Annotated in this window: 21 protein-coding genes and 2 riboswitches; of the genes, 12 read left to right on the forward strand and 9 right to left on the reverse strand. The window is 43.9% G+C overall.

Translation table 11 applies throughout. The annotated features are described in order from the left end of the window. Nucleotides 1-221 precede the first annotated feature (221 nt). From I6E86_RS09465 to I6E86_RS09495, 7 genes are all read left to right on the forward strand, one after another. Nucleotides 222-1,454, forward strand: coding sequence for an RtcB family protein (locus I6E86_RS09465; RefSeq protein WP_197177252.1), 1,233 nt, complete (start codon nt 222-224; stop codon nt 1,452-1,454). Between the two features lie 18 nt (nt 1,455-1,472). Then, nucleotides 1,473-1,919 (forward strand): hypothetical protein, encoded by a 447-nt coding sequence (locus I6E86_RS09470; RefSeq protein WP_197177254.1) that lies wholly within the window; start codon nt 1,473-1,475, stop codon nt 1,917-1,919. Between the two features lie 26 nt (nt 1,920-1,945). Beyond that, a complete protein-coding gene (locus I6E86_RS09475; RefSeq protein ID WP_197177256.1) occupies nt 1,946-2,521 on the forward strand; it encodes an SMI1/KNR4 family protein in 576 nt (191 codons plus the stop codon). Between the two features lie 221 nt (nt 2,522-2,742). Then, a complete protein-coding gene (locus tag I6E86_RS09480; RefSeq protein WP_197177258.1) occupies nt 2,743-2,967 on the forward strand; it encodes a hypothetical protein in 225 nt (74 codons plus the stop codon). Between the two features lie 177 nt (nt 2,968-3,144). After that, nucleotides 3,145-4,278 (forward strand): RNA 3'-terminal phosphate cyclase, encoded by a 1,134-nt coding sequence (gene rtcA / locus I6E86_RS09485; protein ID WP_197177259.1) that lies wholly within the window; start codon nt 3,145-3,147, stop codon nt 4,276-4,278. A gap of 204 nt (nt 4,279-4,482) precedes the next feature. Continuing rightward, nucleotides 4,483-6,297, forward strand: coding sequence for an FMN-binding glutamate synthase family protein (locus I6E86_RS09490; protein ID WP_197177261.1), 1,815 nt, complete (start codon nt 4,483-4,485; stop codon nt 6,295-6,297). Nucleotides 6,298-6,383: 86 nt separating this feature from the next. Next, nucleotides 6,384-7,196, forward strand: a complete 813-nt coding sequence (locus I6E86_RS09495) for a phosphodiester glycosidase family protein (RefSeq protein ID WP_197177266.1) — start codon at nt 6,384-6,386, stop codon at nt 7,194-7,196. A gap of 311 nt (nt 7,197-7,507) precedes the next feature. Here I6E86_RS09495 and I6E86_RS09500 read toward each other — a convergent pair whose 3' ends face one another. The 5 genes from I6E86_RS09500 to I6E86_RS09520 all read right to left on the reverse strand — a co-directional run bounded on the left by I6E86_RS09500 (nt 7,508) and on the right by I6E86_RS09520 (nt 12,849). Then, nucleotides 7,508-8,704, reverse strand: a complete 1,197-nt coding sequence (locus I6E86_RS09500) for a globin domain-containing protein (RefSeq protein ID WP_197177268.1) — start codon at nt 8,702-8,704, stop codon at nt 7,508-7,510. Between the two features lie 363 nt (nt 8,705-9,067). Next, nucleotides 9,068-10,291 carry a vWA domain-containing protein gene (locus I6E86_RS09505; RefSeq protein WP_197177270.1) on the reverse strand — a complete coding sequence of 408 codons (1,224 nt, stop codon included), beginning with the start codon at nt 10,289-10,291 and terminating at the stop codon, nt 9,068-9,070. 105 nt (nt 10,292-10,396) lie between these two features. Continuing rightward, a complete protein-coding gene (locus tag I6E86_RS09510; RefSeq protein WP_197177271.1) occupies nt 10,397-11,260 on the reverse strand; it encodes an AAA family ATPase in 864 nt (287 codons plus the stop codon). A 291-nt stretch (nt 11,261-11,551) separates the two neighbouring features. Next, a complete protein-coding gene (locus I6E86_RS09515; RefSeq protein ID WP_197177272.1) occupies nt 11,552-12,151 on the reverse strand; it encodes a hypothetical protein in 600 nt (199 codons plus the stop codon). Between the two features lie 377 nt (nt 12,152-12,528). Then, nucleotides 12,529-12,849 carry a YcgL domain-containing protein gene (locus tag I6E86_RS09520; RefSeq protein ID WP_197177273.1) on the reverse strand — a complete coding sequence of 107 codons (321 nt, stop codon included), beginning with the start codon at nt 12,847-12,849 and terminating at the stop codon, nt 12,529-12,531. A 247-nt stretch (nt 12,850-13,096) separates the two neighbouring features. Further along, nucleotides 13,097-13,235, forward strand: a riboswitch (glycine riboswitch). 57 nt (nt 13,236-13,292) lie between these two features. After that, a riboswitch (glycine riboswitch) is annotated at nt 13,293-13,441 on the forward strand. Between the two features lie 168 nt (nt 13,442-13,609). On the opposite strand from I6E86_RS09520, the gene gcvT reads away from it, so the two are divergent. The 5 genes from gcvT to I6E86_RS09545 all read left to right on the forward strand — a co-directional run bounded on the left by gcvT (nt 13,610) and on the right by I6E86_RS09545 (nt 20,417). Further along, complete coding sequence (gene gcvT / locus I6E86_RS09525) at nt 13,610-14,803, forward strand: glycine cleavage system aminomethyltransferase GcvT (RefSeq protein ID WP_197177274.1); 1,194 nt, start codon at nt 13,610-13,612, stop codon at nt 14,801-14,803. 69 nt (nt 14,804-14,872) lie between these two features. Beyond that, nucleotides 14,873-15,253: a glycine cleavage system protein GcvH gene (gene gcvH, locus I6E86_RS09530; RefSeq protein ID WP_194363998.1), complete on the forward strand. Its 381-nt coding sequence runs from the start codon at nt 14,873-14,875 to the stop codon at nt 15,251-15,253. Nucleotides 15,254-15,665: 412 nt separating this feature from the next. Beyond that, on the forward strand, nt 15,666-16,424 hold the full coding sequence (locus tag I6E86_RS09535) for a nitroreductase family protein (RefSeq protein WP_197177275.1): 759 nt from the start codon (nt 15,666-15,668) through the stop codon (nt 16,422-16,424). A 160-nt stretch (nt 16,425-16,584) separates the two neighbouring features. Further along, nucleotides 16,585-19,482 (forward strand): aminomethyl-transferring glycine dehydrogenase, encoded by a 2,898-nt coding sequence (gcvP, locus tag I6E86_RS09540; RefSeq protein ID WP_197177276.1) that lies wholly within the window; start codon nt 16,585-16,587, stop codon nt 19,480-19,482. A gap of 260 nt (nt 19,483-19,742) precedes the next feature. Continuing rightward, the gene (locus tag I6E86_RS09545) at nt 19,743-20,417 is read left to right on the forward strand and encodes an esterase/lipase family protein (RefSeq protein ID WP_194363995.1); all 675 of its coding nucleotides are present in this window, start codon (nt 19,743-19,745) and stop codon (nt 20,415-20,417) included. Nucleotides 20,418-20,485: 68 nt separating this feature from the next. Here the strand turns inward: I6E86_RS09545 and I6E86_RS09550 are convergent, their stop codons facing one another. The 4 genes from I6E86_RS09550 to I6E86_RS09565 all read right to left on the reverse strand — a co-directional run bounded on the left by I6E86_RS09550 (nt 20,486) and on the right by I6E86_RS09565 (nt 24,401). Continuing rightward, on the reverse strand, nt 20,486-21,841 hold the full coding sequence (locus I6E86_RS09550; protein ID WP_320158531.1) for a ribonuclease D: 1,356 nt from the start codon (nt 21,839-21,841) through the stop codon (nt 20,486-20,488). A gap of 135 nt (nt 21,842-21,976) precedes the next feature. Continuing rightward, entirely contained in the window at nt 21,977-22,570 is a 594-nt protein-coding gene (gene recR, locus I6E86_RS09555; protein WP_194363994.1) for a recombination mediator RecR, read from the reverse strand. A gap of 97 nt (nt 22,571-22,667) precedes the next feature. After that, nucleotides 22,668-22,997 carry a YbaB/EbfC family nucleoid-associated protein gene (locus tag I6E86_RS09560; RefSeq protein WP_197177277.1) on the reverse strand — a complete coding sequence of 110 codons (330 nt, stop codon included), beginning with the start codon at nt 22,995-22,997 and terminating at the stop codon, nt 22,668-22,670. Between the two features lie 111 nt (nt 22,998-23,108). Then, the gene (locus tag I6E86_RS09565) at nt 23,109-24,401 is read right to left on the reverse strand and encodes an O-succinylhomoserine sulfhydrylase (protein ID WP_197177278.1); all 1,293 of its coding nucleotides are present in this window, start codon (nt 24,399-24,401) and stop codon (nt 23,109-23,111) included. Nucleotides 24,402-24,790 lie beyond the last annotated feature (389 nt).

Raw genomic sequence — 24,790 nt, forward strand, 5'->3', positions numbered from 1 at the left:
GTTATATTATTTTCTATCTAGTTAGATATATTTCTATATATTTTTAACCTATAGTTAAGTAAATTTTTCTATTTTAAAAACACATAAAAATTAAAACGTTTACTATCAAATACTTATAAACAAATTTTAAATATCACAGAAACTTGGCACGCCCTTAGCATTATATAAAGTAAGCATCATCTTTCATAACAAACAAACTTTGCAACGCTAAGGAACACACCATGCAACCAACCACTCATAATATTATTCAAGACGGTGGAACGCCTATCAGACTTTGGACCAAGGGCGTGCCTGTTGACCCAAAAGCGCACGACCAATTGATCAAAGCCTCAAAAATGCCGTTTGTTTATAAATGGCTTGCGGTGATGCCCGATGTGCATGTCGGTATTGGCGCGACTATCGGTACGGTATTGCCAACCAAAGAAGCGATTATTCCGGCTGCCGTTGGCGTCGATATCGGTTGCGGAATGATGGCAGTACAAACCACCCTAACTGCGAACGACTTGCCAGATAGCTTGCTTGGTTTGCGTACCCAACTAGAAAAAGCCATTCCACATGGTCGTAGTAAAACGCGTGGTCGCGGGTCACGCCGTGATGTTGGCGCATGGGCAAATCCTGACGACACTGTCATGAATGGTTGGGGAACGCTGGTTGATGACTTTAACTATATAACCCAAAAGCACCCTAAGCTTAAAAACACCAATAACCTAAATCATTTGGGTACGCTGGGTACGGGGAACCATTTCGTCGAGGTGTGCCTTGATGAAACCAATCAAGTTTGGATCATGCTGCACTCAGGCTCACGCGGTGTGGGTAATGCCATCGGTCGCTACTTTATTGAGCTGGCACGTGAGGACATGCGCAAGTGGTTTATCAACTTGCCTGATAAAGATTTGGCTTACTTTGCCGAGGGTACAGAGCACTTCGATGACTATTGGTTTGCGGTGGGTTGGGCACAGCGTTTTGCCTTTAAAAACCGTGAAATCATGATGGAAAAAGCTATCAAAGCGCTACGCCAAATCATACCTAAGCCGTTTGATGCAGCCGTAAAAGCAGTGAACTGTCATCACAACTATGTAGAAAAAGAGCAACATTATGGCGAAGAAGTATTTGTGACCCGTAAAGGCGCTGTCCGTGCTCGCGTTGGTGAATACGGAATCATTCCGGGATCAATGGGTGCCAAATCATTCATCGTGCGCGGTAAAGGAAACGAAGAATCATTTTGCTCTTGCTCGCATGGTGCAGGTCGTATCATGTCACGTACTGAGGCGAAAAAGGTATTTACGGTCGCTGATCAAATTGCGCAGACCGAGGGCGTAGAATGCCGAAAGGACGCAGATGTAATTGATGAGATTCCAGCGGCTTATAAAAATATTGATGACGTGATGCAAGCGCAAAGTGATTTGGTAGAAGTGGTACATACCTTGCGTCAGGTGGTGTGTGTTAAAGGCTAGTTTGTTGAGGAGTAAAGCATGAATTTAGACAAAATAGTTTTTGGAATTGGCTATTCTCAAGGCTTTTACTACGTTGAATTTAAAATCAATCAAACAGCTATACTTAAGTGTGAGTTTTTAGATATTTTCAAAAATATTCTAAACTTAGTTGAGATTGGTTTTGTATTACAACAAGAGCCTTTGAAAAATGTGTACTACTTCGTAATCGATGACTACAGTCGCGAGGTTAACTTTAAAGTCTCACCAAACCCACCAATGGACTGGTTAATTTTAGGAATACCTGTGATTAATAATATGGAAAAATTTTGCTTCGATAGACTGGCTTTTTGCAAAGCTTTGAAATCAAGTATTTTAGAGTTTATGCGTGAGCAGAATATGGACTACTTAGGTAATCCCAATATACCTAAAAACCTCGATGGTTACGGTGATGAAATCTGGAAAGTTATCGGTCATGAATGGTTTTAGTAATTTTTGCAAAGGTGAACAAACTTATGAAACATGCTCAAACTATAGAAATCATACGAAAACTCAAAGCAAAAAAAGTCAAATTTGAACATGGGCTATCTGATGAAGAAGTTCAACAAATTGAAAATAAATTCAATTTAAGGTTTCCACCTGATTTACAATATTTTTTACAAAAAGAGCTACCCATATCTAATGGTTTTGTTAACTGGCGATTAAGTTTACAGTCAAAAAGTGAGACCATGGATATTCGTAAAAGAATAGATTGGCCATTTAGTGGCATAGTGTTTGATATAGAGCATAATGCATTCTGGATGGAAGAATGGGGTGAAAAGTCTAATGATCTTAATAAAAATATTATGGTCGCTGAAATTTATTATGAGACTTATCCTAAAATGATACCGATTTACTCGCACCGATACATTCCTAGTGAACCGTATAAAACTGGTAACCCTGTCTTTTCTATTTATCAGACAGACATCATTTACTATGGATACGATTTAGCACACTATTTTGCTCATGAATTTCGTTTTGAATTGTCAGATAAGTTTCCAATAATCGATGCACCAAATCATATTGATTTTTGGGGCGATATTGAATCCTGATTATAATAAGAGAGAACCAAAATGAAACTCGCAGAAGCCCTACTTATACGTAGCGATATACAAAAAATTTGGCGCAAATCATTTGCATGAGCGACTTTAATACCCCTAAACGAATATAGATACGGTAGACTAAGATGTGCGTGGTATGTGACCACAGCACAGATTTATAAGCACTTTCACATTGAAGCATTTGATAATTACTTTTATATGAGGAAATACCGATGTTAAATATGAACGATATGTTAGGCGCTGTAACAGGCAGTGATAATGATGAGAATGGCCTATCAGGCTTGATCGACAGCGCAAAAAACATCAGCAGCGAAGACATACAGAGATATCAAAGCATGTCAAAAGCTGAGCTATTAGATGAAATCAAAAACTCTGAACACAGCGCAGCCGTCGTGACATTTATCAAAGAGTTATTAGCGAAAAAATTCAACAGCTAATCGTTGATACCTAAAGCTAAACTTTGATTGATAGATAGATGAACAGGGCCTAAAAAATATGCGTCATACCGTATTTTTTAGGCTCTTTTATTTGATAGTAATTGATAGCCACTTAAGCACACACGATAAAATAATCACATACCGCCTTACAAAAAATTAAAATTTGAGAGTGTACCAATGAGCTTTACGTCCAACCAAAGCGCCAATAATGCCAACGCCCATACTGCAAGCACCAAGAGCGCAATCCTAAAAATAGATGGCAGCACTGGCGAAGGTGGCGGACAAATCATTCGTACCGCTCTCTCATTATCGATGCTGACAGGCATACCCATTGAAATGTTTAATATCCGCGCTGGGCGAGCCAAATCTGGGCTAATGCGTCAACACCTAATGTGCGTACAAGCCTCGCAGCAAATATCGAACGCTAGCGTATCAGCCGCAGCGTTGGGCAGCTCATCGTTTCGCTTTGCGCCGAATGCCATCAAATCAGGTGATTGTCATTTTGATATTGGTTCAGCTGGCAGTACCAGTCTCGTGCTACAAACACTACTCCCTGCTCTACTGTTTTCTAATACAGATCAAAATACCCACTCAACAGTGAGCATAAAGGGCGGTACGCATAATCCATTAGCACCAACAACCGACTTTTTGCAGCACGCATTCGTTCCTACATTGGCTAAATTGGGCATGCAAGTAGATATTGAATGTGTGCAAGCAGGCTTTGCGCCTATCGGTGGCGGCGTGATTAAAGCAACCATTATACCGTTTATGCGCCGTGCTGACTCCAAGCCGTTAATGCTAACTGAACGTGGAGCGCTGACAAATATCGCATTAGTAGCCAGTGTCCTAAATTTAGAATATGACATTGGCAAACGTGAACTTGCCAGCGCTAAAGCCGTACTGCTTGAAAGCGGAGTGGATGACTCACTTATTACTACCAAAGCCAATAAACTGGACGGTATCGGTGAAGGTAATACTTGCTATGCACATGTTACTCATGAATGTGGCGATCATCTGCATCACGAAATATTTACACTACTGGGTGAAAAACGCATGTCAGCTGAGAAAATGGGCAATCGCTTAGCAGGCTTGATTAAACGTTATCTCTTTAAAACTGATGCGCTAGTCGATAAGTACTTAACAGACCAGTTGCTATTGCCACTGGCGGTATCTGGTGGTGGCGAATTTACGGCACGAGTTATCAGCCAACACACGGAAACTCAAGCATGGCTGATTGAGCAGTTTTTGCCCGTTGACATTAAGTTTGAAACCATTGATGAGCAGAAAACTTTGGTACGAGTGATTTGTTGAAAAAGTCGTTGCACAAGCATACCTTACTCAATTCCCTCTAAGCCGTGATATCATAACCGTACAATATGCGCGTTAATTATAAGTTAAGATAAATATTATCTGTCGTCGACATCATACGTATGGATGCTTGAGACAAATTCTTTTTATCTGTTATATATAATTACCGCGTTTTTTAATTTCCATATTTTATTACCGAGCCTCGCTATGCCCCAATCTCGTACCAATCTGAATCCCGAACCTACCAACAATTCGCCTTATCTAACAGGTGTTTTATTACGCTACAGCACCTTTGCTGCCGCAATATTGCTGTTTTTAGCAGGGCTATTATTGCTGAACTGGTGGCTGATTCTCATTGGTGGATTTGGGGTTGGTTTGGGTATTTATGACTTGATTCAAACCAAGCATGCCATATTGAGCAACTATCCGGTTGCAGGTCACATCCGCTACGTGCTTGAAGACTTTCGTCCTGAGATTCGTCAGTACTTGCTCGAGGATGACAAAGAACAAGTGCCATTCTCACGTCAGCAGCGAGCCCTTGTTTATCAGCGTGCTAAGAACGTCAGTGATACCAATGCCTTTGGGACGCTAGATAATTTATATACGCATGGCAAAGAATGGTTTTTGCAGTCAGCTATTAGTGCACCACTTGAAAACAAAGATTTTCGTATCATGGTGGGCGGTGAGCGTTGCACACAGCCACATGATATGTCGGTATTTAACATCTCTGCCATGAGCTTTGGTAGTCTATCAGCAAACGCTATTATGGCGCTCAATCAAGGCGCGAAAATAGGTGGGTTTACCCATGACACGGGCGAAGGCGCGATCAGCCCTCATCATCGAAAATTTGGTGGTGATTTGATTTGGGAGCTGGGTACGGGTTATTTTGGGTGCCGCGATGCCAATGGCAATTTTGATGCACAATCCTTTGCAGAAAAAGCCGTCGATCCGCAAGTTAAAATGATCGAGATCAAGCTATCGCAAGGCGCTAAGCCGGGTAAAGGCGGTGTCTTACCTTCTAGTAAAATCACGCAAGAGATTGCAGACACACGTCAAGTACCTACCGGTCAAGATTGCATCTCACCCTCTTCGCATACTGCATTTAGCACCCCGCGCGAGCTCGTGGCATTTTGGCAGCAGTTACGTGAGCTATCAGGTGGTAAGCCTGTCGGCTTCAAACTTTGTATTGGCCAACCGTGGCAGTTTATGGCGATTGTTAAAGCCATGATAGAGACAGATAACTATCCTGATTTTATTGTTATCGATGGTGCTGAAGGCGGAACAGGTGCCGCACCCGTCGAGTTTATGGACAATGTCGGCATGCCAATGGTTGATGGGTTTTTACTAGTTCATAACACCTTAGTTGGCGCTGGTATTCGTGACAAGGTTAGACTGGGTGTGAGTGGCAAAATCGTCTCTGGCTTTGATATCGCTCGTATGATTGCTTTGGGTGCAGACTGGTGTAACTCGGCACGTGGCTTTATGTTTGCCGTCGGTTGCATTCAATCTCGCTCTTGCCATACTAACACTTGCCCGACCGGTGTGGCGACCCAAGATCCATATCGCCAAAAAGCGCTCGACGTCCCTAGTAAAGCCGAGCGCGTTGCCAGCTTCCATAAAAACACGCTAAAATCGCTTGCTAGCATCGTAGGCGCCGTTGGTTTACAGCATCCAAGTCAACTACAGCCTTACCATATTGCGCGTCGTTTAGACGATGGACAAATCAAACTGCTGTCGAAGTTCTTTTACTTTACAGATAGAGGCGCCTTACTTGATCAAAGTGCCCGGGCAGACGTGTTCAATCAGATGTGGGTGATGTCGACAGCGGATAGCTTCCTTGCCGATAATGATGCGCTGATTGCCTACAATAAAGACTCGCGAGATACAGGCAAACAAACCGAAGCGCCAACTTTAAAAGCAGGTGATCAAGCAACGGACGATAAAGTAAACAATAATACTACTGGTATCATGATGGGCAATGTCAATAATACCTTTCGCGATTTCCCACCTAGCAGTGACTAAAAAACAGTCCTCGAAAGTGATTGATAAAGATGCGATTAAGCAATAGCAACCCTTAAATAACCTCTATGTTAAAAGACGCGTGATTAATGCCAAGTTCCCTTTTTACCTTATCTCTCTCAACGATAGTGCTGGTGCTAAGCCTTAGCGCTTGCCAGCAATCAAATACTGGCACAGCTAGCAGCGATACAGACAGCTGGTCATGCCAGTCTCAGGATACGCCATTTTCTTACAGTGCTTGTCGCATTACAGCACAAGCACTGACCGATGGACGTTACGGATTAAAGTTATTTTGGCAGCAATCTGATAGTATTCAGCCCCTGCTTACCTTTGATACGTTGTTGGCAACATTACCAACAGATAAGACACTCAACTTTGCGATGAATGCGGGTATGTATAATAAAGACTATGCCCCGATTGGCTATACGGTTATTGAAGGTAAAGAGATTAAGTCATTAAATTTAAAGGAAGGTGGTGGCAATTTCCATCTGTTACCCAATGGGGTCATGTGGTGGGATAAGTCTGGCAGAGTACAGATTACGGAAAGCAATGCCTTAAATAAGTTACTGACAGAGGATAAAGCGCAGCCTTGGTATGCCACTCAATCAGGCCCTATGCTCGTCATCAACAACGAGATACATCCACAGTTCAAACCTGATAGCACCTCACTCAAGATTCGTAATGGTGCAGGCGTTTGTGATGACGGTAGCATACAGTTCGTCAATAGCGATGAACCAGTCACGTTTTATCAATTTGCAGAACTATTTAAAGACAATTTAAGCTGCCCGAATGCACTGTTTTTAGATGGCGGGATAGCATCGGCGTTATATGCGCCTAGTATTGATAAGCATGACAAAAAAGAGATGGGCGTGATGATTAGTGTGGTTGAAAATAAAGAGTAATACGCATCTATATTTCAATGTTAATCTCTAACTCCCTATTACTCTTCATATTACGTTCAATAAAAAGCACTTGAAATGACATTGTCATCCAAGTGCTTTTTATTGAACGCAATAATTAATGGTTAAAATCAATAAGAACTAGGGCGTGTCCTCATTTTAAAAATGGTGATAAAAATGAGATAAATTGCAGTCAAACAAGGAAAAATAGCGTAGATAATATCGAGATATTAGTCAGATATTTGACGCCGTTTGGCAAGATTTAGCCATTTTTAATCCATTTAGATGACTATCGATTGAATTGAGGACATGCCCTAACCACACAAGCTCATTTTAGGGCCAAACGGTTCATAATGGACACTATCGACACCATGATCTAATCCCACTAACCCATCAATCATACTTTCCATAAATGGCATTGATCCGCATACATAGATATCGGCAGGCTTTGGTAATGTTTCAAGCCATGCAGCATCTAATAGCTGTCCCGATTCAAAGTAAAAAATATGCTTTTCTACGTTTTCAGCTTTTGCGAGTAAGGCCTCTACCTGATCAGAAAAAGCATGATGTGTGGCATTTTGGCACGCATAAATCCAGATAATAGGTCGTTTAGGATTGGCCAGTACTTGCGCCTCTAACATAGACAGCACAGGTGTTACCCCGACACCGGCACTCATCAATACCAACGGAATCTCATTCTGTTGTACCAAATCTTGATTAAGCGCGAAATCACCAGCTGGAGCCGACAATAACACCGTGTCACCGACTTCTAATTGGTCATGCATATAGTTAGAGACCAACCCATGATGCTCATTACGGTTGTCACGTCGAACAGCAAACTGAATGCCTGCATCGGTACTGGCAGAGTATAAAGAATAATGACGCAGCGCAATATGATCGCTGTCTGCCGGATCTGTTTTCACCGTAATATATTGACCAGCGGTTAACTTCAATTTACTCAGGTCAATATCTTGATTACTATCTTCATTATCGTTCACTGGCACTACTGTAAAGGCTGCGATATCCGTAGCAGCTGCTACCTTTTCGGTCACTGTAAAAGGCGCAAACCCTTGCCACATTGCCTCTTTATACATGCCATGTTCAATCTGAATAAATACCGAAGCGATCTCATCATAGGCTTCTGTCCAAGCGTTGATGATGTCATCAGTAGCCGCCTCTCTTAGCACCTCTTTTATCGCACCGATCAAGTGCTTACCGACGATAGGATAATGCTCAGGCAAAATCTGTAACGCTCTATGTTTATGGCTAATCTGAGTCACTTGCGGCAATAGCGTAGCCAATTTGTCCAAATGCTTAGCAGCGGCTAATACTGTTGTAGCTAGAGCGGTCTGTTGACGTCCCAATTTTTGATTGGTCTCATTAAAAATATCTAACAGTTCAGGATGCTCATTAAACATGTTTCTATAAAATACGGTGGTAATTGCAACGCCATGTTCTTCAAGTACAGGAACGGTTGCGGTGACGATTTCTAATGTTTTTGGTGAAGCCATGTTGTTTCTCAGTGTGTGGTCGAATGGATATATTAAAAAACAGGAGATGAGAATCTTTAAGTAAATATCTTAAATAAGAATACTTATAAGATTCATTTTAAATGAATGTTATCATATTTTACTGAGTATACCAATGCAGAATTGTCATATTGCTTATTTTTAAACAAAAAAAGCAGCCGTTATGTTGTCATAACGGCTGCTGTCATAAGGCTTCAATCAGAACTAATAGATTTTATAAGTGATAGTCGATTCAATATAATTTGGATACAAGGAAGGCGAGTGAAAGTACTACAAGTAGTAGACTAAACTAGACTGACACCGTATCCAGTTTATAGAGGATTGACTATAACATAAACGTCAAAACTACCGTGCTAAGTAACCGGTCATCTCTTCCACGCCATGCAAGGTCATGGGATACATCTTGTTATCCACAAGTTTTTTGATTTCAACGATGGTTTGAGTATATTGCCAATATGTAGGATTTTCTGGATTGAGCCAAGCCACTTTATCAAAATGATCCAGTACCCGTTTCAGCCATACGATACCCGCCTCATTATTCATATACTCAACGCTACCGCCCACTGTCATCAACTCATAGGGTGACATAGACGCATCGCCAACGAATATCACGCGATACTCTCGGCCATATTTATTCAGCAGCTCATAAGTTGGCATCGGTGCACTGTGGCGACGGTTATTATCTTTCCACACATAGTCATAAAGACAGTTGTGAAAATAAAAAAACTCTAAGGTTTTAAACTCATTTTTTGCCGCAGAAAATAGTTTCTCAAGCGCTTCGACATGGACATCCATACTACCGCCCACATCAAACAGCATCAGCACTTTGACACGGTTTCGGCGTTCAGCCTGCATATGAATATCAAGCACGCCTTTCTTCGCTGTTCGCCTAATGGTCTCTTTGATATCAAGCTCATCGGCACTGCCAGTACGTGCAAATTGACGCAGATTACGTAGCGCCATCTGAATTTGACGCGTACCAAGCTGACTATCGTCATCTAGATTACGATATTTACGCTGCTCCCAAACTTTGGCAGCGCTGCGCTTACGAGATTCACCGCCGACCCGTACGCCTTCTGGATGATCGCCATAGGCACCAAATGGCGATGTACCACCTGTGCCGACCCATTTACTACCACCTTGATGACGTTCTTTTTGCTCTTTTAGACGCTCTTCTAAGGCCTTCATCAACTCCTCTAGCGAGCCATACTTTTTGAGTAGTCGACGTTGCTCTTCTGTCAGATTTTTTGGGTCTAGCTTCAAGTCGAGCCACTCTTTGGGCACGTCCGTCAGCTTGGCCAATAACTCATCCAGATCTAAACTGTCGACGCCTTCAAAATAATCCGCCATGGCCCGATCAAATTTATCAAAGTGGCGCTCGTCTTTGACCATGCATAGCCGAATCAGACGATACATGTCTTCACGACTGGCAAAGGTAGTCAATGTTGGATCTTCAGGATGCGGCTGCATCATCAGCCCTTGCTCTAACGCGGCATTTAGATCAAGTAGCTCACGTGTACTGACTGGTACGCCGTAAGTACGCAAGGTATAAAACAGTTTGATAAACATAAGCTACGCATCACTTATTGGCTGATTGGGTTATGACTGAGCCTAGTATTGATAAGCTCAAACCATGATAACAAGGCAGTTAAGTCGCCTTCTAGTGCTGACAGGCTAGCGACGCATCATATTGGCAAAGCGCTGCAATAGACTCACATCGGCTTCGTTTTTAAGCAGTGCACCATATAGTGGCGGAATGGATTTTTCACCACGCAGGTTTTCTTCTAACTCTGCTTGTGCCATGTCGTCAGCGAGTAACAAGGTCAACCAATCGACCAATTCAGACGTTGATGGCGGCTTTTTAAGACCTTGAATATTACGCAGCTTATAGAAGATATCGAGTGCGTCATTGACCAGTTTTTCTTGAATATCAGGAAAATGCACGTCGATAATTTGACGCATGGTTTGCTCTTCAGGAAAATCAATATAATGAAAGAAGCAACGACGCAAAAATGCATCTGGCAGCTCTTTTTCATTGTTTGAGGTAATAATCACCACTGGGCGCTGCGCTGCGGTAATGGTTTCGCCTGTCTCATACACATAAAACGACATCTTATCTAGCTCATGCAGCAGATCGTTTGGAAACTCGATATCGGCTTTGTCAATCTCATCAATCAATAATACCGTACGCTCTGTACTGGTAAACGCATCCCATAGCTTACCTGGTTTGATATAGTTGGCAATGTCATAGACCTTATCATCGCCTAACTGCGAATCCCGCAGGCGTGACACTGCATCATACTCATACAGACCTTGCTCAGCTTTAGTCGTCGATTTGACGTGCCACGTGATGAGCGGCATACCTAAACTCTCGGCAACTTCTTCGGCCAGCAATGTCTTACCGGTGCCCGGCTCACCTTTGATCAGTAGCGGCTTTTGCAACGTAATAGCGGCATTGACTGCCAGTTGTAAATCATCTGTGGCAATATAGCTTTGTGTGCCAGTGAAGCTTTTTTTAGTCGTGTCAGTCGTACTCATAGTCAAATCTCAGTTATGGTTGAGTTATTGTTATAGATAAATGGGTCATAAACAGGCAAAGTAATCATCTGGAAATATCGGGTCATCAAATTAGATTAGCACAGCCTGACGCATTGCCAAAATACTCATGCGTTCGCCATTATTAACAAATGTTATGTATAGCGGACAACCCTCATTTTTTTATATAGTGGATAAATCTTTCGACATAAAAAAAGACACGCATTAGTGTCTTTTTATGTGGGTATTAAGGTCTATTAAGATAACGATATTTTCTAAATACTTAGCATTTTTTTATTGCTTATTAGATGTATCATTCGTAGGGTTTTTAGCCAATGTGCTGTCTTTTTTTAAGCTTACATTGGTTTCAGGCTGTTCGGTTACGCTAGCGCCTTCTGGTAAATAACTACCTGTCGTCATTTGCAATGTTACTTGTGTATCTTCTGCGCTTCGGCTACGGGCCTTATCTAAGCTAGAAGCAAATGCGCTACGTATCAGCTGCCATACAAACCCGACGAACAAGCCTGCGACCAATACCACCAAGATAGGCAACATACTGGCTATCGCGCCAGCATAGTCTTTCATCATAATGCCGTAAACCACGCTGATACTGGCTGGTGCCAGCTCACTTGGATCACCAAGCGCCGTACCGGGTGCCAATAACACTGCAAACAGAATCATCCAACTCATTCCGCCTAGCGGCTTGGGCAATACTCGAGCGACTAGCACCCATAAGACCAATACCAAAATAGCACCGCCAAGATAAGCATACATTGGCAGATCGGCAGGTGGGACATCCTTTACCATTTGGCCCCACCAAATGGCAATCTCACCGAGAATGTCACTGATAGATTCTAACGGTAAGCTGTGTAAGATATTTTTTAACCAGTCCATGCGTATTTAATTACCTGCGTTTGTCATCGGTGACACGTTGTGTGCCAAGCGGCATAGGGTACTTTTTACAGCACTCAAATAAGACCGAATACATCATCGACGCGCACATGACGCACGTCTCTATATGGATTTCGTGACTGCCAGTTTATCATGACTCTATGCCTAAATGCATGTGACCAAATGTGTTATATAGTCAATCCTCTATAAAAGAGGGACAGCGTTAACCTCACTTGAAGTATCACCATACATCTACACTCGGTTGCCTTGACTCTCTTTTAAACTGAATCAACTATAGCGTCTTTCTCAGTCTATCGACAACGCTCAAAACCAACTTGCCACACACCTCATATAAACCTACTGATTCGGCTATAGCGCTACTAATCGTAAATATTATCTTGCGCTTCACGGGCGCGTAGCTCAGCTTGGCGGCGCATGACATCCTGCGGCGGCATCTGCACAAAATAGCCTTGTGATTGTAGCTTGGCCAGTACCTCTTCCTTATTGACACGAGCAAGCGTAGCCGTTGCCGCCAAATCCAGATGCATGACAAATTTACTACGACCTAAGCCTGCACGAAAGTCTTTTGGTAACACGCCAAGCCAGTCCTTGATCTCATCGGTATCATTAGGATAATCAGGACGCGCGATATAGACGTACATATCGTCATGTTTGGGAAATTTATAAATATCACAATGCATAAAAACCACCTATCAGAAACTATGGCCGTAGGTTAGCATATTTCACGCAAATACCAGTAGTCGCTTTGCGTTTTGCTATCGTAATTTTTGTCAAAAAATGCAGGTGACATGCTGATTAAGAGAGAAAATACTATTATAAAATACATCTTATTTAGCGGACTATCCTAGCAAAACGTTATTTTTGCCAAATTTATTTATTTTAATGGCGTTGATGACTTGTAAAAGCGCTTTGAACCTTTCATAATAAAAGCGTTTTTCAGGAGAGCGTTTGTAAGCATAGATTTTGTATTAAACCGCATTGGTCATACAAAAACATCAATTGCTACAAGCCACCGAAGGCGCATCCACCCTGCCAATCGCTCAGGTAAAAGGACTGAAAAACGCATGTCATTTTTGTTTGGTAGTATGATGCCTATAGGCGCACTACATTCTCAAACATAAGGCATAACAAATCTGGAGAGTGGTAAGCACGGACGACGTCTTACCCACCGAAGGGGAGAAAATACGCTATCATTAACTGTAGGGCTCATACAACTGCCCATTAATGATTATTCGTGTTGAAAATCTCAGGTCACAGGACAGATAGGGCTACTGCCCAAACCGACGTTTAGCGTCTGTTTGGCTCATGTCTTCATCTTTGTTTTCTGTGTCACCCTTTGATGTAATATTTGCACCTTGCAATATTGCTTCTCGCTACTTTTACGTTGCGCATCATGGCCTACTCTACCGAGTACTGCTGATGTACACATAAGGATTTGTTATGACTGATACCCATTCTCAAGACATCACTTCTCAAAACGAGCAAAGCCAAGCCCCTCAGCGCACCCCTTTTTACCAGTCTCACATTGATAGTGAGGGCAAACTGGTCGACTTCTCTGGTTGGGAATTGCCGATTCATTACGGCTCACAAATCGAAGAGCACGAAGCCGTACGCACAGATGCGGGTATGTTTGATGTCTCACATATGGTTGTGACCGATATCAAAGGCGCTGATACCAAAGCATGGCTACAAAAACTGCTCGCCAACGATGTCAATAAACTCACCACCCCTGGTAAAGCACTGTACTCTGGTATGCTCAATGAGCAAGGCGGTGTCATCGATGATTTGATCGTCTATCTGACCAATGCCGATGAGACCGAATACCGCATCGTCTCTAACGCAGCCACTCGTGATAAAGATTTAGCACAGTTTAATAAAGTCGCTGAAGGCTTTGATATTGTGATTACTGAGCGTCCAGAGCTTGCGATGCTTGCGGTTCAGGGCCCTAATGCTATTGCAAAACTGGCTCAAGCCAAACCAAGCTGGGCCGATACCTTAGCAGCACTTAAGCCTTTCGTTGGGGCTGACTTGACCGATATCGAAGGCACTGATTGGTTCGTGGCCCGTACTGGTTATACTGGTGAAGATGGCGTCGAAGTCATTATGCATGCTGATGATGCGCCTGCTTTCTTTGAGCAATTAAAAGAGAATGGCATCAAACCTGCTGGTCTTGGCGCACGTGATACCTTGCGTATGGAGGCTGGTATGAACCTCTATGGTCATGATATGGACGAAACCATCAGTCCTTATGAATGCAACATGGGCTGGACGCTTGCACTTAAAGACGAGCGCGATTTTGTCGGCCGCGAAGCCCTAGTCAGCAAACGCAAGCAGTCAAAAGATAACAACACAGCTATGAAGCAAGTGGGTCTGCTATTGACAACACGCGGCGTGTTACGTGAAGGCATGACAGTCACTATCAATCAAGGCACAGACAATGAACAAACTGGTATTATCACCAGTGGTACATTCTCTCCTAGCCTCAAAAACTCAATCGCGATTGCCCGTGTGCCTGCTAGCTTATCAGACGATGATAACGTACAGGTCGATCTACGCGGCAAAGGCAAATTCGTTGACGTACGCGTACTTAAGCTGCCTTTTGTCCGTAATGGCAAACAGCAGTTTGACTCATAGGCATTATAAATTCTATTATTGGCTTCCATTACTTTTGTTAATTAACCTCTATCACTTAGGAGAGAGACCATGAGCAACATCCCAGCAGATCTAAAATATATTGCCAGCCACGAGTGGTTGCGCCTAGAAGACGACGGTACGATCACTGTTGGTATCACAGACCATGCTCAAGACCTATTGGGTGATGTGGTATTCGTTGAATTGCCAGATGTGGGCGACATCATCGCTGTCGATGACGAAATCTCTGTTGTTGAATCAGTAAAAGCGGCTTCTGACGTTTATGCACCGATCTCAGGTGAAGTGGTTGCTATCAATGAAGGCCTAGAAGACGATCCTGAAATCATCAACTCTGACCCATACGGCGAAGGTTGGTTCTTTAGAATGAAGCCTGACAACATCGCTGACTACGAAGCACTGTTGACTGCTGATGAGTACGAAAGCGACCTATAAGCTAAGCATGCTCTCAGCGAATAGCGATAATCAAAGTACATCGCTATTTGCCGCTGCACTAGTATTTGTAAGAAATTAGCACTCGTCAGAAATTAGCACTGGTAAGACACTAGCGCTTATAAGATATGAGACCTAACTAATTATTTTGGATACTGGTACTGACTGGTATCCATACCCCCTATTTGAAAACCCTTTCTTATCAAAAGCATCTGCTCATTGGATACTCTTATTATTTGAAAGCAGCTTTATATATAGACCGTCACCAATCATTATCGCCCGATGTTATTGCTCTCAAGCGTTGTCACATTGAATCGTCACCACTGGTGCAAAGCCTATTAAACAGGCATTTGTCATAGTGAATCTGAAAACACGATCTCATACCGATAACCCAACTCCCAGCATGGATCCCAATATGACCACCAACACCGATAATACAGACAGCGTTGCCACGCCCACTCATACGCCGCAGCTTCAAGCGTTTCGCGATATTGTAGAGTCGCGCCGCTCAGTACGCCGCTTCACTGATACGCCAATACCTGACGATGTGCTAGCAGACTGTCTGCGTTTGGCCATGCTAGCGCCGAACTCTAGCAACCTACAGCCGTGGGAGTTTTATGTTATCGATGATGCTGACAATCGCAAACGTGCTGTCAAAAACTGCATGAATCAAAACGCTGCAAAAACAGCAGCACGCTTAATCGCAATCGTTGCTCGTACCGATGTTTGGCAGGATCACGCCCAGCAAGTACTGCGCGAATACCCTGATCAGCCAGTGCCTAAGAAAGTGAAAGACTACTATACCAAAGTCGTCATGATGGACTTTTTGCGAGGACCGGCCAATGTGGTTTCAGCCGCAAAATGGGGCGCGACGCAAGTGGTTAGACGTGTAAAAGGCCCAATCAAATCGCCTTACTATACCTTTGAAGACACCAAAAACTGGGCAACCAACAACACCTCGCTTGCCGCCGAAAACCTGATGCTAGCACTACGCGCTCATGGGTTTGATAGCTGTGCCATGGGCGGCTTCGATGAGCCTGCCATGAAGCGATTGCTAAAGTTAGGCAGCGATCAGCATATCATTATGATGATTGGTGCTGGCGAACGCGCTGATAACGGTGTTTACAACAGCCAGTTCCGCTTTGATCAAACACAGTTTGTACATTACGTATAACGCACTCTATTATTTTATAGTCGGTTCAATATGATTTAGATACAAGGAAGCTGAGTGAAAGTACTACAAATAGTAGACTAAACGAGACTGACACCGTATCTAATTCATAGAGGATTGGCTATAGCTATTTTCTTTATTACTCCCCTAACCAAGGATTGTCATGACTATCTCTCAAAACCCATCGTTTGATACCTTTCAAGGCTTGTTCAACGAAGCTGAATTTGTCTATCGCCATTTAGGTTCAAATGAGACCAAGCAAGCTGACCTACTCAGTGCTGTTGGTTATAAAGACATGCAAAGCTTTATCAATGACACGGTACCTGAGCCAGTACGTTTGCACAAAGAATTGGATTTGCCATTGGCAATGAGTGAGCATGCAGCACTTGCCAAACTGCGTACGATGGCAGACGACATCACTGTTAATAAAAGCTATATCGGTCAAGGCTACTCGCCTGTGCGTATGCCTGCTGTCATTCAGCGCAACGTCCTTGAAAATCCAGGTTGGTATACTGCTTATACGCCTTATCAAGCTGAAATCGCGCAAGGTCGTCTAGAAGCCTTGCTTAACTTCCAACAAGTCTGTATCGACCTGACTGGTCTTGAGCTAGCGGGTGCGTCACTACTTGACGAAGCCACGGCAGCGGCAGAAGCCATGGCGATGTCAAAGCGTGTGAGCAAAAGCAAATCAACGCAGTATTTCGTCGACGAACGTGTTTATCCACAGACGCTAGATGTTATTAATACTCGTGCTAAATACTTTGGTTGGGAAGTCATCGTTGGTGATTTTGAAACCGCCAAATCTGGTGACTATTTCGGTGCGCTGTTTCAGTATGTCGGCGCAGAAGGCGATGTTAAAGATTTAACAGATGTCATCGCTGCGGTAAAAGTAAACAAGACCTACGTGAGCGTTGTCAGTGATATCATGAGCTTGGTGCTATTGAAATCACCAGCCGATATGGGTGCAGATGTGGCGCTAGGTAGTACGCAGCGTTTCGGTATCCCAATGGGCTTTGGTGGTCCACATGCTGCCTACTTTGCGTTCTCTGATAAAGCCAAACGCTCAGCACCTGGCCGTATCATTGGTGTCTCAAAAGACTCGCAAGGCAATACTGCCCTACGTATGGCACTACAAACTCGTGAGCAGCATATCCGCCGCGAAAAAGCCAACTCAAACATCTGTACGTCACAAGTATTATTAGCGAACCTCGCTGGTATGTACGCTGTGTACCATGGCCCAAGCGGTGTCAAACGTATTGCTACTCGTATTCATGCATTTGCAACTGCCTTTGCTGATGCCATCACAGCAGCCAATGACAGCAGCTTGAATGTGGTACATGATCAATTCTTTGATACCGTCGTTGTTGACTGCGGTTCAGAAAAATTGGCTACGCAAATCTTCAAAAATGCAGACAATGTTGGCTATAACTTGTGGCGTATAAGCGACACCAAATTGAGCGTCGCTTTTAGTGAAACCAGTGATCAGCAAGACTTCAATACCTTGACTCAATTGTTCGTTAATAAGTCACATGACTTACCTGAAACAGCTCGCATTTCACTCGATAGCGCGCATTTACGTACTGATGATATCTTGAGCCATCCTGTATTCAACTCGCATCACACCGAGCACGAGATGCTGCGCTATCTAAAGTCGCTTGAAGACAAAGATCTAGCGATGAACCGCAGCATGATTTCACTGGGCAGCTGCACCATGAAGCTCAACGCCACCAGTGAGATGCTACCAATCACTTGGCCTGAGTTTGCCAACGTGCATCCTTTTGCACCGCGTGATCAAGTCACCGGTTATATCGCTATGATTGATAGTCTACAAGACCAACTAAAAGCCATTACTGGTTTTGATGATGTGTCTATGCAGCCAAACTCTGGCGCTTCTGGTGAGTATGCAGGTCTACTCGCCATCCGCCGTTATCATGAATCACTGGGCGAAACCAATCGTGATGTTTGCTTGATTCCTATGTCAGCGCACGGTACTAACCCTGCGACTGCTATGATGATGGGTATGCAAGTGGTCGTGGTCAAAACCGATGAAAACGGCAACGTTGATATTGCTGATCTGACCGCTAAATGTGAAGAGCACAGCGAGCGTTTAGGTGCTTTGATGATTACCTATCCATCAACGCATGGTGTGTTTGAAGAAGGCATCCGTCATATCTGTGATTTGACCCACAAGCATGGTGGTCAGGTCTATATGGATGGCGCGAACATGAACGCTCAAGTAGGCATGATGCAACCTGCAGACGTTGGCGCTGATGTACTGCACATGAACTTGCATAAGACTTTCTGTATCCCGCATGGCGGCGGTGGCCCAGGTATGGGTCCTATCGGCATGAAGGCGCATTTGGCACCATTTATGGCCAACCATACGCTAAGCCCTGTACATAATGCACAAAAAGACTGCTCAGCCGTATCAGCAGCACCTTATGGTTCGGCGAGCATTTTGCCTATCTCATGGATGTACATTGCGATGATGGGCCGCGATGGTCTATTAAAAGCCACTGAATTGGCATTATTGAACGCCAACTATGTCGCTGCTGAGTTAAAAGGCCATTACCCTGTCTTGTATGCTGGCAAAAACGGCCGTGTGGCTCACGAATGTATCATCGATATTCGTCCGCTAAAAGAAGAGACTGGCATCAGTGAAAGCGATATCGCCAAGCGCTTGATGGATTATGGTTTCCATTCACCAACTATGAGTTTCCCAGTTGCTGGTACGCTTATGATTGAGCCAACAGAGTCTGAGTCAAAAGAAGAGTTGGATCGCTTTATCAGTGCGCTAAAGTCTATCAAAGCAGAAGCGATGAAAGCAAAAGCTGGCGAGAATGGTTGGACGCTAGAAGACAATCCATTGGTCAATGCGCCACATACGGCTGCTATGATCACTAGTAGCGAATGGGCGCATCCGTACAGCCGTGATACGGCTGCATTCCCACTGCCTTATATCCGTGCAAACAAGTTCTGGCCAAGCGTGGCACGTGTCGATGATGCGTACGGTGATAAGAATCTAATGTGCTCTTGCCCAAGTATCGAAAACTATCTGTAATCATCATTTTCGATAGTTATTTTCTGTAATAAAAAACCTCCAAGTCAGCAGCTGACTTGGAGGTTTTATTTTATGTATAGTGTTAAATAGCATACCTAAACACTGATATATTCAGAGAACCACTCAATGGCTACAGTGCTACCCTCCCTAGAGGTACTACTGGTACAATCTTCGGTCGGCTGCCTTGTATCCATTTTAGACTTCTTTGACTATAGCATTTACCAAAATTACAAAATCAATTTCACTATGTCGGAGCAGCTATGCCACCAAAAACTCGCGTCATTCTGATACATGGCCTGCATCAAACCGCATGGATTATGCGGCCATTGGCTAAGCGCCTGCAAGCAGCAGGATTTGATACTCATCAGTTTGGCTACCGTAGTATGCGTGATGGTATCAAAACCAATAGCGCACGTCTAAATGATTGGCTAGAAAACAACCATCACCCAGATCAGCCCATAGATCTGGTCGGACACAGCTTAGGCGGTTTGATTATTCGTGATTTCGTCGCTCAGTATCCTAAATGGCAAATTGGACGTTGTGTGACCCTAGGGACACCGCACGTAGGCAGTGTCTGTGCCGATTATATCTGGCGACTGACTCCTGCTGTCGTAGGTCGATCCTATGTCGATGCTTTGGATGGAACCGTTGCGCCCTTACCAGCTCATATTACGCTAGGCGTGATTGCAGGCAACCGTCCTTATGGTATGGGTCAGCTGTTTTTGCAATATCATAATAGCAAGCTGCGCAAATCTGACAAGCCACCCCTTAACGAGCAGCTTGTGCATGACGGGACCGTGTATATAGAGGAAACCAAGATTGAGGCCGCAGCGGACCATATCGTCCTACTCGCCTCGCATACTGGGATGCTCGTGAACCCAGAGGTCGCTGAGCAGACCAGATACTTTTTAGAACATGGACGATTTAAACGCTAAAACCTGAAAAGACGCTTAGACAGAGGTGCTCACTCTTATCGAGTGTTATCTTATTGATCTTTGCCTTATCAAGCATGGATGCCCATACCCTGCTGTAGCTCGGTTTTGTGTTTATTAATGACTGGAATTAAGGTTTGAATCACCCAATCATTGCGCCAGCCTTTGAGTCCTTGCGGTAGTTCGCTGATATCTTTATCAAAAGCCACAACTTCATACAGTTGTCCTAGCCATTTTTTGCGCATTAACACGCTGGCAGGTACGCCGATCGTTTGTGCATGATCATCAATCGCCTGCTGCACCGCTTTTGAGAGTATTTTGTTTTTTGATCGATATGGCGGCAACAGACAAGCAGGATGCTCAGCAGATGGCAACGCTTTGGCTTCTCTGACGATCTTAAGCAACTCTTCACCATAGACTCGTAGCATACTACGGTGCATGGTCGTTTTATTTGACAACTCGCGCATGCTGTTTGGCTTTTCGGTAACAATCTCACGGACGGCTTGCTTTTTAATCACAAACGTACGCGGCTGGTTGGTCGCGCGCGCCAACTCCTCACGCCATGTGGCAACGTCTTTTAGTATTGCCATTTCTTGTGAGTTGTAGCGGTAATCTGCCATCGTCAGGTATACCGCTTCATCTTCAATATGCTGCGTGTTATATAAATCACTGGCATAAAGCTGACAATCAGCCCATACATAATCGTATAGCCCTTGCGATTTCAGGGCGTGCTCGATGCTAAGATACAACGCTGGCAAATAACGCACGTCATCGATCGCATACTGCTCTTGCTCTTCTGATAAGGGACGCTGGAGCCAGTCAGACTGGCTCTGCTCTTTATCAATATGCATATCTAGCTGATCTGCCAATGCCTGCTGATAGCCCATTTGCAACTGTCCTGTTAAGTAAGACAATGCAATCTGCGTATCGAAAATGTTGGTCAGCGGTGGACAACCAGACAGCAGATAAAAAATCCCTAAATCCTCACCACAAGCATGCCAAATCGCCACATCTACTTTGCGTAGCGCTTCCCACAGCTCAGCCAATTGCAGCTGCGGGGCGTCTAATAAATAAACATGGTCACCTGTATTCAACTGTACGAGTGCCAAACGTGGATAATAGGTATCGCGCTTGATAAACTCAGTATCCAATGCCACTCGTCCGCAAGTGGCCAAGGCATCGATGACCTCAGCCAGTTCACTTTGCTTACGTACCCAAGTAATAGCAACGTCATCAGCAATATCCAATAATGCATCGATATCAATTACATCAAGATCAAGCGCCGCAATATCAGGCGTATGAACGTCTGGCTCTGATGGTGATGGTGATGCTGACATTAACTCAGTATTGGCTACTTCCTGTAATAGACCATCATTGATATCAGAAGGGTTTGAATAAGCTGTAGCGTTTGAAGTGTTGTTGGACACGGGCAGATACCTGCATAAATAGAAAAAATAAAACGCTAAACGGCGTCTTAATAAAATAAAGAGGGAAAACAATTATAGCAATTTCAGGCAATAAAGTGGTCGACACTTTGATGAGATAAGTAGAATATAAAGAGATTATAAGAAAGAGCGATTTTGCATGGCTTGACCAAGCGTCATACTATCAAGATACTCAAGCTCGCCGCCCATCGGCACGCCTTGCGCCAGACGTGTCACTTTATTGACATGACGACTCACTGCCTCACGGATAAAGTGAGCGGTGGTCTGCCCCTCAACGGTCGTCCCTGTGGCCAATATCAACTCCTCCACAGGCTCTTGCTTGACTCGCCAGACCAGCTGATCAATATTTAAGTCGTCAGCACTGATACCGTCAATCGGCGATAAATGCCCGCCCAGCACAAAGTAACGGCCGCGATAGCCAGCGGTTTGCTCAATCGCCATCACATCTGCTGCGGTCTCGACCACACATAATAAAGTGTCATCACGCCTAGGGTCTTGGCATAGTGGACAAACCGCATCATCGCTGAAGCTATGACAACGCTGACATTCAACAATATCACGCATGGCATCATCAAGCGCTTGGGCCAGTGACAGTCCTTGCGGGCGTTTTTTGCTGAGTAGATGCAATGCCATTCGTTGGGCACTTTTTTGACCGACACCAGGCAATATACGCAGCTGTTTGACGAGCTGATCAAATTTGGCTGTAAGCAACGTTACTTCCTTTATCTATAAATCGTAGCTATAAAAATGGGGTCGTATCGTGTCGATAACAACCCCATTTTTGTCTTCAGTATGAAGTATTTAACGATTAAAACATGCCCTGCATACCTGGTGGCAGACCCATACCTGAAGTCGCACCAGCCATCGTTTCTTCGTATAGTGCATCCGCTTGACGAACCGCATCATTAATAGCAGCAGCAATTAAATCTTCGATCATATCTGGCTCATCTTCTAGCAGACTTGGATCAATAGTCAAACGCTTAACCACATGGCGACCAGTCATCGTTACTTTAACCAGACCACTACCCGATTCTGCATGCACTTCTTTGTTACCTAGCTCTTTTTTAGCACTTTCGACGTTTGCTTCTACTTTCTTTTGCATCGTTTGTGCTTGTTGCATCAATGCTTGAATGTTCATATTGGCCTCTTTGTTATTTATGATAATGTGTATAGTAATAAGTAATTATGAATAACAGATAGTGATTAATAACGGATACTGAATGCGCTGGTGGTGATTATACCGTTATCTTTATAAACTGTCTAAACCACGTGCTAAGTCTTTGATAATATCTTCCACATCTTCTAGACCTACCGACAGACGAATCAGGCCATCTTTGACGCCAGCTTCGGCACGCGCCTCAGCAGTTAAGCGGAAATGCGTGGTCGTCGCAGGATGGGTAATCGTGGTTTTGGCATCACCCAAATTATTGGTGATAGAAACCATTCGAGTTGAATCAATCACGTGCCACGCAGCCGCTTTTGAGTCAAGGCTAGCAGATGGCTTAACTTCAAAGCCCATGATAGCACCATAGCCATCTTTCATATGATGCTGACGTGTGGCAAGCTCGTGCGCAGGGTGATCACTCAAGCCCGAGAAATGTACGGTACTAACATTAGGATGATTGACTAAGAAGTCAGCTACTTGATTGGCATTTTGACAGTGTGCTTGCATACGTAATTTGAGTGTCTCAAGCCCCTTGGTAAATACCCAAGCATTAAACGGACTCATGCTGATACCGCCTGAGCGCACAACAGTAAATGCTTCTTGCATCAGTTTATCACTACCAACTAGCGCACCGCCTAGCACTCGACCTTGTCCATCCAAGTATTTGGTCGCAGAGTGAATCACCACATCCGCACCCAAGTCTAATGGGCGCTGCAAGGCTGGTGTCGCAAAGCAGTTATCGACGACGAGTAATATATCATTTGCTTTGCATAGCTGACTCAGATAACCAATATCGCAAATCTGTGCCAATGGATTACTTGGACTTTCACAATAGATCACCTTGGTATTCGGTTGAACCGCATTGGCCCATGCGTCATTGTCGAAGCAATCAACATAGCTGACTTCAACACCGAATTTGGCCATATAGTTGTTGAATAAGCCGATAGATGAGCCAAATAGCTGGTTGGCCGCGAGCAGATGGTCGCCCGCTTTGAGATATGCCAAGCACATGGTCAAAATTGCACCCATACCAGAAGCAGTCGCCACCGCACGCGCGCCGTTCTCTAGTGCGGCCAAACGGCGCTCAAAGGTACGCACGCTGGGGTTGGTATGACGAGAGTAGACATTGCCTGTCTTCTCTCCATTGAAATGTGCGGCGGCATCGGCAGCTGAGGTGTAAACATAAGAGCTGGTGGTAAAAATAGCTTCTGAGTGTTCGCCCTCATCCGTGCGATGTTGACCTGCCCGCACTGCGATGGTTTGCATGCCATAGTCCAGATCTAAATCTAGCGCATCGTTGCGCCAGTTTGGATCTAACCCATCATTTGAATTTTTTTGGTTCAAACTGCTCTCATCATGGTTTTGCGACTGACTCATAAACGTTCCGTTACTTTAGTTAGTATGTTATTGGGTGATATTTTAATTAAGATAAAATGACTGCTTATTCTTCTGATTATCGACCGAATTCATCAGCGTTATCATATCATGTCGACTTATTCCGCACAGCTGGTTTCAGATAGCACCTAAATATTATTTTTGCATACCTAAAAACCCCAAATGCTTACGATTAAATTCCGCCACATATATAGTTAAACAATACTTAAAAAACAACGATTTCATGAGTCAAATCTAACAAAAATAACGTATTTATAATAGGCAGATATAGCAACAGCTGTTAAGCTAGCGACGATTTGAGTACAGCCTTAATTGATATTATGGTAGAACCGTCACCGTTGTAATTTTTGAAAATTGCGCAAACCCTTTAA

The organism is Psychrobacter sp. SWN149 (assembly GCF_015864565.1).
Classification (GTDB): Bacteria; Pseudomonadota; Gammaproteobacteria; order Pseudomonadales; family Moraxellaceae; genus Psychrobacter.

Coding starts and splice junctions, on each gene's coding strand:
- I6E86_RS09465 (WP_197177252.1), top strand. CDS start 222: ATGCAACCAACCACTCATAATATTATTCAAGACGGTGGAACGCCTATC.
- I6E86_RS09470 (WP_197177254.1), top strand. CDS start 1,473: ATGAATTTAGACAAAATAGTTTTTGGAATTGGCTATTCTCAAGGCTTT.
- I6E86_RS09475 (WP_197177256.1), top strand. CDS start 1,946: ATGAAACATGCTCAAACTATAGAAATCATACGAAAACTCAAAGCAAAA.
- I6E86_RS09480 (WP_197177258.1), top strand. CDS start 2,743: ATGTTAAATATGAACGATATGTTAGGCGCTGTAACAGGCAGTGATAAT.
- rtcA (WP_197177259.1), top strand. CDS start 3,145: ATGAGCTTTACGTCCAACCAAAGCGCCAATAATGCCAACGCCCATACT.
- I6E86_RS09490 (WP_197177261.1), top strand. CDS start 4,483: ATGCCCCAATCTCGTACCAATCTGAATCCCGAACCTACCAACAATTCG.
- I6E86_RS09495 (WP_197177266.1), top strand. CDS start 6,384: ATGCCAAGTTCCCTTTTTACCTTATCTCTCTCAACGATAGTGCTGGTG.
- I6E86_RS09500 (WP_197177268.1), bottom strand. CDS start 8,704: ATGGCTTCACCAAAAACATTAGAAATCGTCACCGCAACCGTTCCTGTA.
- I6E86_RS09505 (WP_197177270.1), bottom strand. CDS start 10,291: ATGTTTATCAAACTGTTTTATACCTTGCGTACTTACGGCGTACCAGTC.
- I6E86_RS09510 (WP_197177271.1), bottom strand. CDS start 11,260: ATGAGTACGACTGACACGACTAAAAAAAGCTTCACTGGCACACAAAGC.
- I6E86_RS09515 (WP_197177272.1), bottom strand. CDS start 12,151: ATGGACTGGTTAAAAAATATCTTACACAGCTTACCGTTAGAATCTATC.
- I6E86_RS09520 (WP_197177273.1), bottom strand. CDS start 12,849: ATGCATTGTGATATTTATAAATTTCCCAAACATGACGATATGTACGTC.
- gcvT (WP_197177274.1), top strand. CDS start 13,610: ATGACTGATACCCATTCTCAAGACATCACTTCTCAAAACGAGCAAAGC.
- gcvH (WP_194363998.1), top strand. CDS start 14,873: ATGAGCAACATCCCAGCAGATCTAAAATATATTGCCAGCCACGAGTGG.
- I6E86_RS09535 (WP_197177275.1), top strand. CDS start 15,666: ATGACCACCAACACCGATAATACAGACAGCGTTGCCACGCCCACTCAT.
- gcvP (WP_197177276.1), top strand. CDS start 16,585: ATGACTATCTCTCAAAACCCATCGTTTGATACCTTTCAAGGCTTGTTC.
- I6E86_RS09545 (WP_194363995.1), top strand. CDS start 19,743: ATGCCACCAAAAACTCGCGTCATTCTGATACATGGCCTGCATCAAACC.
- I6E86_RS09560 (WP_197177277.1), bottom strand. CDS start 22,997: ATGAACATTCAAGCATTGATGCAACAAGCACAAACGATGCAAAAGAAA.
- I6E86_RS09565 (WP_197177278.1), bottom strand. CDS start 24,401: ATGAGTCAGTCGCAAAACCATGATGAGAGCAGTTTGAACCAAAAAAAT.